9 protein-coding genes and 1 pseudogene are annotated in these 12,153 nt (G+C 52.8%); 8 read left to right on the top strand and 2 right to left on the bottom strand.

Translation table 11 applies throughout. From position 1 onward, the window contains the following. Nucleotides 1-77: 77 nt before the first annotated feature. From VE23_RS08415 to VE23_RS08405, 3 genes and pseudogenes are all read left to right on the top strand, one after another. Nucleotides 78-1,010 (top strand): helix-turn-helix transcriptional regulator, encoded by a 933-nt coding sequence (locus VE23_RS08415; RefSeq protein WP_049867754.1) that lies wholly within the window; start codon nucleotides 78-80, stop codon nucleotides 1,008-1,010. A gap of 492 nt (nucleotides 1,011-1,502) precedes the next feature. Beyond that, complete coding sequence (locus VE23_RS08410; RefSeq protein ID WP_021878020.1) at nucleotides 1,503-2,222, top strand: SDR family NAD(P)-dependent oxidoreductase; 720 nt, start codon at nucleotides 1,503-1,505, stop codon at nucleotides 2,220-2,222. A gap of 316 nt (nucleotides 2,223-2,538) precedes the next feature. Beyond that, nucleotides 2,539-2,823 (top strand): annotated as a pseudogene (locus tag VE23_RS08405) (MMPL family transporter); the annotation flags it as partial. 408 nt (nucleotides 2,824-3,231) lie between these two features. Here VE23_RS08405 and VE23_RS08400 read toward each other — a convergent pair. Then, entirely contained in the window at nucleotides 3,232-4,542 is a 1,311-nt protein-coding gene (locus VE23_RS08400; RefSeq protein ID WP_049867752.1) for an amidohydrolase family protein, read from the bottom strand. 167 nt (nucleotides 4,543-4,709) lie between these two features. Between VE23_RS08400 and VE23_RS08395 the strand changes: the two genes are divergently transcribed. Further along, entirely contained in the window at nucleotides 4,710-5,138 is a 429-nt protein-coding gene (locus VE23_RS08395; protein WP_049867751.1) for a MarR family winged helix-turn-helix transcriptional regulator, read from the top strand. Nucleotides 5,139-5,350: 212 nt separating this feature from the next. On the opposite strand, the gene VE23_RS08390 is transcribed toward VE23_RS08395, so the two are convergent. Further along, a complete protein-coding gene (locus tag VE23_RS08390; RefSeq protein ID WP_049867750.1) occupies nucleotides 5,351-5,815 on the bottom strand; it encodes a VOC family protein in 465 nt (154 codons plus the stop codon). A 163-nt stretch (nucleotides 5,816-5,978) separates the two neighbouring features. On the opposite strand from VE23_RS08390, the gene VE23_RS08385 reads away from it, so the two are divergent. From VE23_RS08385 to VE23_RS08370, 4 genes are all read left to right on the top strand, one after another. Further along, nucleotides 5,979-6,890 (top strand): helix-turn-helix transcriptional regulator, encoded by a 912-nt coding sequence (locus VE23_RS08385; RefSeq protein WP_048747445.1) that lies wholly within the window; start codon nucleotides 5,979-5,981, stop codon nucleotides 6,888-6,890. Nucleotides 6,891-7,041: 151 nt separating this feature from the next. Beyond that, nucleotides 7,042-8,166, top strand: coding sequence for an ABC transporter ATP-binding protein (locus tag VE23_RS08380; protein ID WP_049867749.1), 1,125 nt, complete (start codon nucleotides 7,042-7,044; stop codon nucleotides 8,164-8,166). Continuing rightward, nucleotides 8,163-11,171 (top strand): extracellular solute-binding protein, encoded by a 3,009-nt coding sequence (locus tag VE23_RS08375; RefSeq protein ID WP_049867748.1) that lies wholly within the window; start codon nucleotides 8,163-8,165, stop codon nucleotides 11,169-11,171. The genes VE23_RS08380 and VE23_RS08375 overlap by 4 nt, the downstream gene beginning before the upstream one ends. Beyond that, on the top strand, nucleotides 11,168-12,151 hold the full coding sequence (locus tag VE23_RS08370) for a carbohydrate ABC transporter permease (protein WP_083436357.1): 984 nt from the start codon (nucleotides 11,168-11,170) through the stop codon (nucleotides 12,149-12,151). Before VE23_RS08375 ends, VE23_RS08370 begins: the two co-directional genes overlap by 4 nt. Nucleotides 12,152-12,153: the final 2 nt, after the last annotated feature.

The following is a 12,153-nucleotide window of genomic DNA, read 5'->3' as shown; positions in this document are numbered from 1 at the left end:
ACAGAATTGGATTTGATTGTAACATGGAAAACTTGACAACATTATGTCATGTTTTAAAGGGTAGAGGGGGTGAAAGGATGAGGATCGACCGATTAATCTCCATTATTATGCTTCTCATGCAACGCAGAAAAGTGGATGCTAAAGAGCTGGCCGCAATTTTGGAAGTGACTACCCGTACGATTTACCGCGATGTTGAAGCTATCAATCAGGCGGGTATTCCGATCATAACCTACCCTGGACGTCAGGGCGGCATCGGTATTCTGGAAGAATATAAAGTAGATAAAAAGCTTTTCACAAACAAGGACATTCGTACGATGCTTATTGGCTTGTCAGGCGTTCAATCTGTATTAAAAGATGAGCAATCCAAAAATGCCATTATCAAAGTCAAAGGTATGGTGCCTCGTAATCAATTATCGTTGGTTGAAAGACAAACGGAACAAATCGTCATTGACCTGACGCCGTGGTATGCAGACGCTCGTTTGGAGCAATTTCTAGAATGCGTGCATAAAGCTTTGGATCAGCAGAAAATAGTACATTTTGAATATTGCAACGCACAGGGAAGGACGTCCAACCGTGAAGTCGAGCCGTATCGACTTGTTCACAAGGGAAATCATTGGTACTTGCAAGGCTTTTGTCGGACAAAGCAGGTGTTTCGAACATTTAGAGTTTACCGGATATCTAATATATCTCTTTCAGAGACTACATTTGTCCCGAGCAACTTTGAAATCGATGAGATGGATGCATCATTCTCCAAAGAAGCATCATGGATAAACGTTCAAATTAGATTTAATGAGAATATTAAAAAGAAGATGATAGATTATTATGGTGAAGATTGTATTGTTTCTTATACGGATGGCTGGTACACTGCAACAATTTTATTGGAAGATAATGAGCAAGGTTATGACTCCTTATTAAGATTTACCAATCACTGCGAATGTTTGAGCCCTTCGCATATCAGAGAACATTTAATTGAAAAAGCGGCTGGTATTTTGTCTTTATATGGACGATAGACGGACAGCGCGGAGAGTCGTACCACAGTGCCGAAAGACCTGATACATCGTTTTAGGGGAAGTTCCCAATGCATGTGGGACGTGCTTTAAACCACAATATTATATAGCATAACTGAAATAAATCACCTAATAAACGCACTGCGTCCGCTTGAAGACAGGTAGATACCAATCTGTAGGCAAGTTTGGCGATATGAGATTTATGCTTTTGAGGTTCTAACGGGGGTGACGGACTCCCCAGAGTACCATCAACTAAAGAAGACTTTGATTTTTGAAATTTGGTCTCATGAGAAAGGAACAGAGTTGAAAAATGTTATAAGTTCGTTACCGTCCTGTCCTCTGAGTGGTTATTTGGGGAGAGAGTATTTGGATGCTTCGTTGATTCGGGATAAGTAGCCATATAAAAATAGTGATTATTATTTAAATGAGACACTGTTCTCATGAGCGGTGATTACTAGATATAATTATAAAAAAATCGTATCGAAAGGATAACTCATGAAAAATTTCATTATCTTCGGAGCAAGTAAAGGATTAGGTGAGGCATTCGTCAAGGGATTACCCGAACATGGCGATCAGGTTTGGGTGGTTTCTAGAACTTACCCTAGCAGTTTAAACGTTGAAGATGGTATTCTGAAATATTGGATCGAGGCGGATTTAGCGAATCCTGATGCAAGCAAGTTGATTACGAGTGCATTAAATGATATTGCTATAGACGTATTAATATACAATGTAGGGATATGGGAGAGTAAAGGGTTTCGAGACGACTATAATTTTGAGCAAGATGATCCAGCGGAGATTGCCAATATCATCAATATTAATGTTACTTCTGCGATTACCTGTATCCAGAAGCTTTTACCGAATCTCAAAAAGTCAGATAACGCCAAAATTTTCTTGATTGGTTCTACGGCAGGTCTTGAACATAACGATTTTACACAAGTTTCATTTGCAGCTTCTAAGTTTGGTTTGCGTGGTATTGGAAATTCCATGAGAGAGTATGTAAAGAAATATGGAATCGGTGTAACTTGTATAAATCCTGGTGAGATTGCAACCCAAATTCCATTGGAGGATGGAGTCGAAAAAGTCCTCTCAACATATGGCGGCACACAGATTCCTCTTCAAGATATGGTTTCTTTGGTTAAATGCGTAATGAACCTTTCTAAAGCTTCTTGCGTAAAAGAAATCACTATCCCAACAATGTTAGATACAAATGCGTAGTTGACTTGATTGAGAATAAAAGTTCGAACATAGTGAAGTACTTTTTAAAGAAACCACTCCGTAATTGGGAATGGTTTTGTTTTATATGCGGATGTATACGTTATGGTCAACCGTACTTTGTGCTTAGATACATTGCGGTGTATCGTATCATAAGTGACAGCGAAAAATAGTGGGATTTCGGGCTAGATTGAAGTCCGGCACAGCAAAGATTTGAGTATGAATCAATTCAAGACTAAAGGGTCTATTCAAGTTCACTCAATGATTTGGCGACAATTTGCACTTCCTCTTTTCGGTGGAGCTATCGTGATCCTAGCTAGGAATGGGACTGAGCGGCCGAGTCGTGACTGAAGCGGGACTAATCATGATTTTTGTATTTGGCGCCTTTATATTTGCTGACGATCCGATGATTAAAGTAATGGGCTTTGCACTTACTTTCGGTGTTTTGGTGGACGCATTCTTGATTCGGATGACCTTAGCTCCTGCGATCATGGCTTTGCTTGGAAGGTCCGCCTGGTACCTGCCTAAATGGCTCGATAATGTGATGCCAAATGTCGATATTGAAAGCGAGTCGATAATGAAGGAATTGGAGCAAAGTAAGTAAACAAAGGCCAATTCAAGAAAAAATCACAGGAGGCAGTTGAATCATGACTAGTTCATGCATCAACAATTCCCAACGAGTGATGGCAGCTTGCTGCCAGCCGTGATGAGGTTAGTCGGAGCGGATGTATCCCGACAATTAATTCCACGTTCCTTGTTTACGGGACCGAGGGTGGCCGAGACCCGAAACATGGCGCCTTTTTTGGCTTCGCTTTATAGATGAAACGGCCATATGAAAGTGAAGATGGATGGACGCCATTGTCCATCCACGTCTTTAAACGTGCCTTTTCAGACGGCGTCAATCGGCTGGCAGTTGAATTACAAAAACGAACAGCAGGGCCCTCTTCGAAGCGGAGGGCCCTGTTGTTCGTTTTTGACTACATATAATTTGTTAGAACAGGAGTAACAACGATCAACTTCGTTTCTGTACGCCTTTGAACCATACGGCTTGAATGGACAGGGTATCCGAGATAGTGGTTGTCGGATCGCCATTGACCAGGACGAGGTCAGCGCGCGCTCCTTCGATAATACGTCCGCGATCCTCAAGACCGAACCGACGGGCCGGTTTCGAGGTAGCCGACTGAAGCGCTTCTATCGGAGTGAATCCAGCCGTAACGAGCAGCTGCAATTCATGATGCACGCTGGCTCCATGAGCCAGGCCGCCAAGATTCGGAACGGGAACGGGGGCAACATCCGTACCGACAAGAATATCCACTCCTGCATGGTGAAGATCCATCACGTTTTTGAAGCTGTTTTCCATTTTGCCTTGCGGGAAAGTATGGAAGCTAGAGTTCAGAATATCGATCCATTCCGGACTTAAGTTGGAATAAACACGCGGATCATTCGCCAAATCGGTTGCTGAATTCCCGAGAATGGATGAGTTCAACACCAAGCACGGTATAACAAACGCGCCGGAATCGACGATGGATTGCACTAACTCCGACGTGTATTCAGGCCTGTCGACAAACAGGTGGCCCAATCCGTCGACTCCAAGATCGATGGCGGTTTGCGAAGAATGAGCAGTCAAGACGTGGGCGATGACGATTTTGCCGAACTTATGGGCTTCTTCCACGGCTGCACGTAGAATCTCGTCGCTTAAAACCGGCAGGCCAGGAGCACCCATGACGGTGCCTTCTTCAATCATGATTTTGATATAGTCGGCGCCATTCTCCACTTGTGTATGCACATGTTTGATGGCTTCTTCCACCGTCGTTACTTGCGGAACTTCTTCGTGATCGTGGGCGTATGCGGCCAGCATAGCTTCCCGGTCTTCCTTTGCAAGCTTCTCCAATTCCTTTAATACGAATTCCGGGATCTCATCCCCATCCGGAAGCAATTCATCCGGATGGCCGCCCGGGGCGGTTATCGCCGTGCCTGCAGAACGGACATCGGCGACGTCCTCTGCATTTTTCAATTGGATTGCGCGTCCTCTCTCCGTAAAGTCGCCGTTCATCTCGAGTTCTGTCGTCACGCCGAAATTCAAGGCATCCCGCAAACCGCCGATGGAAGTGTGGACATGCGCATCAATTAAGCCGGGCAGTAATGTCGCATTGTTGGCATCGATGATAGTTGCATTCGCCGGAATGTCGCCGCCCACCGCAAGGATGGTTTCTCCTTTGATGACAACGCTCCTTGACTCGATTACTCTTTCCCCATCGAAAATACGCGCATTCGTAATGGCAGTCACTTTTTCTGACGGAACGTGTTGAACTGCATTCTTCATTCTTATTCCTCCTTGGCCTGACAGCTGCATGGCAATGTAACAATTAGGAGTATAAAAGTTAGAAAGCTAACTGTCAATAAACTAACTGTTGTTTGACGCGTCTGCTCGTTTTTTGTATAGTCTATTTATAGACAATTAGCCTTCTAATAATTTGAGGGGGTACCATCATGAAACCCCGCAAGGAAACGCCTTATCTGGATTTGCTTCAGATTATCGGCCTTAAGTTAAAGAAAAGAGCGGACGAGAGCATCAAAGAGCTGGGTTTAAACGCGCACCAGGGGAAAATAATCGACTATATCTACAAAAACCAAGATAGAACTATTATTCAAAAGGACCTTGCAGATCGGTTTCACGTGCGAGGAGCCAGTATTACAAGCATGCTTCAGGGCCTTGAGAAAAGAGGATTTATCGAGCGCAAGATACCTGCCAATAATGAACGGCAAAAAAATATATATGTTTTGCCCAAAGCCGTTGAATTGATCGAAGACTTTAATGCTTCCTTTCAAAGCGTCGAGGATCAAATCGTTCAAACCCTTACCGCAGAGGAAAAGAAAACCTTGAAGGAAATACTAGTTAAAATCAATGAAGGCTTGTGACTGCTGTTGGATTTTGACCGACCGCGGCTTGAAAGTTCCATGTTAGGGTTGAAAACCATGCGCCGCGGCAGCTCCTTTCGTATTTTTCGCCGATAGCCCCGTTCAGCTGAACCGCTCTATCGGCTTAATTCCTCCCTACCCATCCTCCCTGTCCTTGATTTTCTGAACAAAAAAAAGCGCGGCAACCGTCCATAGACGGTACCGCGCCTTTATTATTTTTTATGGGCAATTACGGAATCAAGAAACTTGTCTGCGTCGCTGTTGAACTTCCAGACCATGCCGAATCGATCCACCAGCATTCCGAAGCAAGCGGACCAAGGCTGGCTGGACAAAGGCAATATGATTTGTCCTCCAACAGACAGGTTGTTGAAGTATGCGGCCAAAGCTTCTTGATCCTCGATAACGAGACTGATCAGCACCTGGTTTCCTTGTACAAGCTCGCCCGTTACCGGCTTCATGGAAGGCAGAAGGTCCGACATCATGATTTTTCCGCCATCAAACTCGATCGATGACTCCATCACCATTTCCTGTTCATTTGACGGCAACGGGTAGTTGGGATCTTGGGGAAGATCCTTGAACTGGACTTTCTTGACCTGGGTCGCATGGAACGCTTCGGCATAAAAGTCGATCGCTTGTCCTGCATTTCCATCAAAATTCAAATACGCAACAGCTGACATGGTGATTCCTCCTTCTTTTGATGCACTCAGCATAAGGTATAATAGGTGACAGCTATATTGTCACTTATTTGTGCTGCGCCCAAACAAAAGTTGGGATTAAAATGAAACAGACGTTTTTGAATTCATATGAACAGCTACGATGCTCGAATTCGAGGAGGGGAAAATGGGGAAGATAGAGCGGCTGATTGCCATCGTCATGATCCTGCTGCAAAAGGAAGTCGTTTCAGCGAACGAATTTGCCAAGCTGTTTCAGGTGTCCAAAAGAACGATTCTCCGCGATATGGAAACGCTTGGCCTGTCCAATATTCCGATTTACTCCATTCATGGGGTGAATGGCGGTTATGGGATCATGAATGAATATAAGCTCGACAAGCGCCTTTTGAGCCACAAGGATTTGGAAAATCTGTTGGTCGCTCTGAGCGGACTGGGGCAAATTCGGGTCCATCAGGAAGTGGAGATGACGATAAAGAAGATTGAGTCCATGGTGAATCCGGTGTCTCCCAAAGGGTTTATTCATCTGTCCTTTTACGATTGGGAAGGGCGGTCGGAGATTCAACCGATCTTGAACATTTGCCAGCAGGCCATCCTGCAGAACAGGCTGGTTTCATTTGATTATATGGATCGAAACGGTCTCGCTACAAAGAGAACGGTGGAGCCTTACCAGCTTCATTTCAGCGAGATGAGCTGGTACTTGAAGGGCTTTTGTTTAGAACGGCAGGCGTATCGAACGTTTAAACTGTCGAGAACGGATCGTTTGAATACGGAGAAACAATCCTTTATTCCTCGAAATGATCTGGATCATTCAGTCGCGGGAAATGACTATCAGGCTCGGCTCGTTGCCGTCAAAGCTCGGATTTCCCCCCGCATCCAAGATCAATTGCTGGAAAGGTATGGCCGAAAAAGCATCGATGCCTCGAATCCCGAACAGGTGGTGGCGACGATCAGCGTGCCTCAAGACGAGATCGGGTTTCAATTTTTAGCGGGTTTCGGGCGGGACTTGAGGATTATCGAGCCCGAATCCTATGTGGCTGACTATCGGAATTTTTTGGCCGGAATCATGGACGCCTATACTTGAGAGAATACGATCGAGAATCTGAGTTCCGCAACTCTCTTCCCCAGCCAATATCCCCCTGCAAAAGCCAATTCCACCCTATTATTTCCATTCCCGCCTTGCGCTAACATGGACTCTAGAGCAATCCAGAAGAGTCTAGCGCGAGGTGAGAACAGTGGGAAGCATCACGTTCAATCATGTCTTCAAACGCTATAAAGGCGAAGCCCGCCCCGCCGTGGACGATTTTCATCTGTCCATCGAGGAGGGCGAGTTCCTCGTGCTCGTCGGGCCGTCCGGCTGCGGCAAGTCCACGACGCTGCGCATGCTGGCCGGTCTCGAGGAGATCAGCAGCGGCGAGCTGTACATGGACGGCAAGTTCATCAATTACGTCTCCCCCAAGGACCGGGACATCGCCATGGTGTTCCAGAACTACGCCCTTTACCCCAACCTGTCCGTGTTCGAAAATATCGCGCTCGGCCTCAAGCTGCGCAAGACCGCCAAGCATGAAATCGGGCTGCGCGTGAACCGCGTGGCCAAGATTCTCGAAATCTCGCATCTGCTGGAGCGCAAGCCGAGCCAGCTGTCCGGCGGCCAGAAGCAGCGCGTCGCCCTCGGCCGAGCCATCGCCAGGGAGCCGCAGGTATTCCTCATGGACGAGCCGCTGTCCAACCTCGACGCCAAGCTGCGGGCGCAGACCCGCGCCGAGCTCATCAAGCTCCAGAGCGACCTCAAGCGGACGACGGTCTACGTCACCCACGACCAGGTCGAAGCGATGACGATGGGCACCCGGATCGTCGTCATGAAGGACGGCGTCATCCAGCAGGTCGCCCCGCCGCGCAAGCTGTACGACGAGCCGGCCAATCTGTTCGTGGCGGGCTTCATCGGCTCTCCTCAAATGAACTTTATCCCCGGCAGGATCCAGCGGGAGGACGGGACCCTCTACTTCGCCAACCGCCGGATGAAGCTGCCGCTGCCCGTGGAGATGGAGCGACGCCTCGGCGGCACCGACCGGTCGCTGCGCAGCGTCGTGCTCGGCGTCCGGCCGGAGCATGTACGCCTGAGCGCCGCGCTTCCGGAAGGGGAGGACAGCGGCTACACGGCCGCCGTCGTGCAGATGAAGGAGGAAACCGGAGCCGATTCCTATGTGTATTTGCTGGCCGGCGACACGAGAGTCATAGCCCGGACCGATCCTGAAAGCGCATACCAACCCGAGGAGCAGGCTGCCTTCGGCTTCCAGATGGACAAGATTCACCTGTTCGACGAGAGCAGCGGAGTATCGCTGAGGAGAGAGCAGGCATGACGGGAAGCGGCCAAAGATCCTTCCTCCCGAAACGAAGCCGGCAGCCTCTACTCCGGGCGGGCAAGCTCGGCCTGAGGCTGCTGCTCATCGCCGCTGTTGCAAGCGGTATCATCTGGTGGTCTTCCGGCAAGGAAGCGGCGACGTTCTCCCAGACGGTCAGCGCCTCGCAGCTGCTGGGGAATTCTCCGCAGCCCGATGCCGAAGGGAAGCTTCCCTATGCCAGGCTGATGCTCCAGCATCCCGAGGCGGAGGCGGAAGCGGCCTCCTCGCCGACCATCTCGATCGATCCGCTCCAGTACACGGAATCGGCTCCGGAGGCGAAGCTGGCGGAGACGGATGGTCCCGACGGTCCCGCGCTGAGCTGGAACAGCGACTCCGGCTGGGTGGAATGGTCGTTCGAAGCTCCGCGCGCAGGCTGGTACGAGCTGCATCTGGACTACAAGCCGCTGCCCGGCGGCCGCACATCCGTCATCCGGGGCGTGCAGCTCGACGGCGCCTACCCGTTCGCCGAGTCGGAGACGATCGAGCTGCAGCGGCTGTGGAAGGATGCCAAGTACCCGTATGAACGCAACGAGCTCGGCATGCAGGTGCGCCCCCGGCAGACGGAGATATCGGAATGGTCCGTCAAGGCGGCGAGCGACTTCTCGGCCTCGTCCAGGCCGCTGCTGTACCGGCTGGAGCAGGGCGGCCACACGCTGAGGCTGGTCGGAGAGCGGGAGCCGGTCGCGCTTAAGAAGCTTTCCTTCGAGCCGCAGCGCGTCCTTCCCGCCTACGAGGAGTATGTCTCCTCGCAGCCGGCGGATCAGGCCGGGAATCAGCCGGCGTGGTACGAAATCACGGAAGCCGAGGCGTTCGACCGCAAGTCGAGCATCTCCATCCAGACGGACCACTGGGCCGAGCCGAACATATCGCCCGATCCCAAAGGGCATCTCACCTACAACGTGCTCGGGGGCAACCGCTGGCGGCTGCCGGGAGAATGGGTGGAATGGAGGACGGAGGTTCCGGAGGACGGCTGGTACGTCCTGGATCTGAAGAACTTCCAGAACTACCGCGCCGGCTTCAAGGCCTACCGCACGATCCAGATCGACGGCGAGGTTCCGTTCCGCGAATGGCTGCATTACGGGCTCGGCTACCACAAGGAATTCGAGATCGCCCCGGCGGCGGACGGCGAGGGCAATCCCTACCGGATCTACTTGAAGAAAGGCGGGCACAAAATCACGATGACGGCGGATTCGTCGCCTCTCCAGCCGGTGTCGCTCGCGCTCAAGGAGACGCTCGGCCAGATTTCGGACTTCGACCGGCATATCCGGCTGATTACGGGCAACTACAGCAAAAACGCCTCGGATGCTAACATCGACTCCCAGCGCACCTGGGAGATGAAGAAATACGATCCCGACGCCGGAGCGAAGGTGCAGGCGATCGTCGCCAGGCTGAACGTCATCCGCGACTATGTGAACGGCCTGAACGGCCGCGATTCCGACCTGTCTCAGGCGATCAAGTCCTCCGTCAGCATGCTGCAGGCCATGCTGGACGATGTGGACGAAATTCCGAGCAAGGTCAACGACTTCTCCACGATCCAGGCCAGCATCGGGACCTGGATGTCGACGCTGACCCAGCAGCCGCTCATGCTCGATTACTTCGTCCTGCGCACGCCGGACAGCGATCCCGGCCTGAAGACCGCCTCGGTGCTCTCCCGCGTGCCGTATGCGCTCGGCGACTTCGGACGCTCGTTCACGATGGATTACGAGCTGGGCGGCAAGACCGAGCAAGGAGCGCTGACGATCTGGGTGCAGCGGGGACGCGACTACGTCGATCTGCTCCGCGAGATGGTCGATCAGGACTTCACTCCGAAGACAGGCATCGCGGTGAACATCAACCTGATGCCGAACCCGAACATGCTCATCCTCGGCAACGCGGCCGGCGAGGTGCCGGATGTCGCGCTCGGGCTCGGGGAAGCGACGCCGGCCGACTACGCGATGCGGAATGCGGCCCAGGACCTGTCCGGATATCCCGGCTTCGGCGACGTCATGAAGCGGTTCATCCCGGGAGCGGCCCGGGCGCTCAGCTATGACGGCGGCACTTACGGCCTGCCGGAGGTGCAGAACTTCCAGCTGCTCTTCTACCGCACGGACATTCTGGACCGTCTCGGGCTGAAGGCTCCCGACACCTGGGAGGATGTGTTCGACATGCTGCCGACGCTGCAGGAGAACGGCATGACGATGAACGTGCCCAAGGGCGACTTCGCGACCTTTTTCCTGGAGAACGGGGCGGATCCTTATTCGGCCGACGGCCTCAAGGCCAATCTCGGCAGCCCGCAGGGACAGCAGGCGTTCAAGCAGTGGACGGAAATGTTCACGAAGTACAACCTGCCGATCGATATTCCGGCGTTCTTCCAGCATTTCCGCGACGGGGACATCCCGATCGGCATCGCCGACTTCAACACCTACGTGCAGCTGCTCGTCGCCGCGCCGGAGATTACCGGCCACTGGGCGACCGCTCCGCTGCCGGGCATCCGGCAAGCGGACGGGGAGGTCGCCCGCTGGTCGCCGCAAGGGCTGTCGACGGCGATGATCATGAAGAAGAGCGGCCGGAAGGACGCCGCCTGGGAATTCCTGAAGTGGTGGACCTCGGACGAGGTGCAGGCGCAGTACGCGAGCGACATGGAATCGTTCTACGGCTTGGAATACCGGTGGAACACCGCGAACGTCGAGGCGATGAAATCGCTCAGCTGGCCGGGCGCCGACCTCATGGCGATCCGCGAGCAGTCCCGCTGGGCGAAAAACATGCCGAACGTGCCCGGCTACTACTTCCTGGGACGGGAGATGGAGTTCGCCTGGAACCGGACGGTATTCGACGGCATCCCGGCCAAGGAATCGCTGGAGCAGGCGCAGCTCTCGCTGCAGCGGGAAATGAACCGCAGGCAGAAGGACTTCGGCATCGCGGGCGGCAGCCTCGGCGTGCCGCAGATCGGCAAGCCTTACGACTGGGGAGGGACGGACAAATGAATACCGGCACCGAGCCGACTCCCGCAATCGCCATCGGCAGCGGACGCAAGCCCTCGCCGGCGCTGCCGAAGCTGAGGCGCTTCGCAAGCGACCTGCGCAGGGACGCCTTCTGTTATGTGTTCCTCGCTCCGTTCCTGATCTGCTTCCTCGTCTTCATCGTCGTTCCCGTCGCCATGGCGGCGACGCTCGGCTTCACGTCCTACGACGGCTTCGGCAAGCTGCATTTCATCGGCTTCGACAACTACATCGCGCTGTTCACGCAGGATATCGTCTTCCTGACCAAGGCGCTGCCCAATACGTTTCTGTTCGCGCTCATCGTCGGTCCGGGCGGGTACGTCCTGTCGTTCCTGTTCGCCTGGCTGATCCACCAGCTGCCGCTCAAGGTGCGCGACTACTACACGCTCGTCTTCTATGCTCCGTCGATGGCGGGGGCCGTGGCGCTGTCCGTCGTCTGGATCGCCGCCTTCAGCGGGGACCGCGTCGGCTACGTCAACAACTTCCTGCTGTCGATGGGCTGGATCGACGGGCCGATCGTCTGGCTCCAGGATCCGAAGTCGCTCATGAAGATCATGATCCTCGTCTCGCTCTGGATGAGCTTCAGCGTCGGCTTCCTCGCGATGCTCGCCGGCCTGCAGACGGTCAACCGGGAGCTGTACGAGGCCGGCCGCATCGACGGCATCTCCAGCCGGCTGCAGGAGGTGTTCTACATCACCGTCCCGTCGATGAAGCCGCAGATGCTGTTCAGCGCCGTCATGACGATCGTGTCCACGCTCAAGGCGGGCAGCATCTCGACGCAGCTGACGGGCATGGCGGTGACGCCGCAGTACGCGGGGCATCTCATCATCAACCATATCGACGACTACGCCTTCATCCGCTTCGAGCTCGGCTACGCCTCGGCGCTGTCGGTCATCCTGCTGCTGCTCAGCTACTTCGTCATGAGATTCGCCTATCGCCTGTTCAACTCGAAGGAGGAGCTGTGAGC

Source organism: Paenibacillus sp. D9 (genome assembly GCF_001188365.1).
GTDB lineage: Bacteria > Bacillota > Bacilli > Paenibacillales > Paenibacillaceae > Paenibacillus_O > Paenibacillus_O humicus.
This window is presented reverse-complemented; position numbering and strand designations above follow the sequence as displayed.

Excerpts from the sequence above, each read along its gene's own strand:
- VE23_RS08400 (WP_049867752.1), bottom strand. The coding sequence starts at position 4,542 with ATGAAGAATGCAGTTCAACACGTTCCGTCAGAAAAAGTGACTGCCATT.
- VE23_RS08390 (WP_049867750.1), bottom strand. The coding sequence starts at position 5,815 with ATGTCAGCTGTTGCGTATTTGAATTTTGATGGAAATGCAGGACAAGCG.
- VE23_RS08385 (WP_048747445.1), top strand. The coding sequence starts at position 5,979 with ATGGGGAAGATAGAGCGGCTGATTGCCATCGTCATGATCCTGCTGCAA.
- VE23_RS08370 (WP_083436357.1), top strand. The coding sequence starts at position 11,168 with ATGAATACCGGCACCGAGCCGACTCCCGCAATCGCCATCGGCAGCGGA.
- VE23_RS08415 (WP_049867754.1), top strand. The coding sequence starts at position 78 with ATGAGGATCGACCGATTAATCTCCATTATTATGCTTCTCATGCAACGC.
- VE23_RS08395 (WP_049867751.1), top strand. The coding sequence starts at position 4,710 with ATGAAACCCCGCAAGGAAACGCCTTATCTGGATTTGCTTCAGATTATC.
- VE23_RS08410 (WP_021878020.1), top strand. The coding sequence starts at position 1,503 with ATGAAAAATTTCATTATCTTCGGAGCAAGTAAAGGATTAGGTGAGGCA.
- VE23_RS08375 (WP_049867748.1), top strand. The coding sequence starts at position 8,163 with ATGACGGGAAGCGGCCAAAGATCCTTCCTCCCGAAACGAAGCCGGCAG.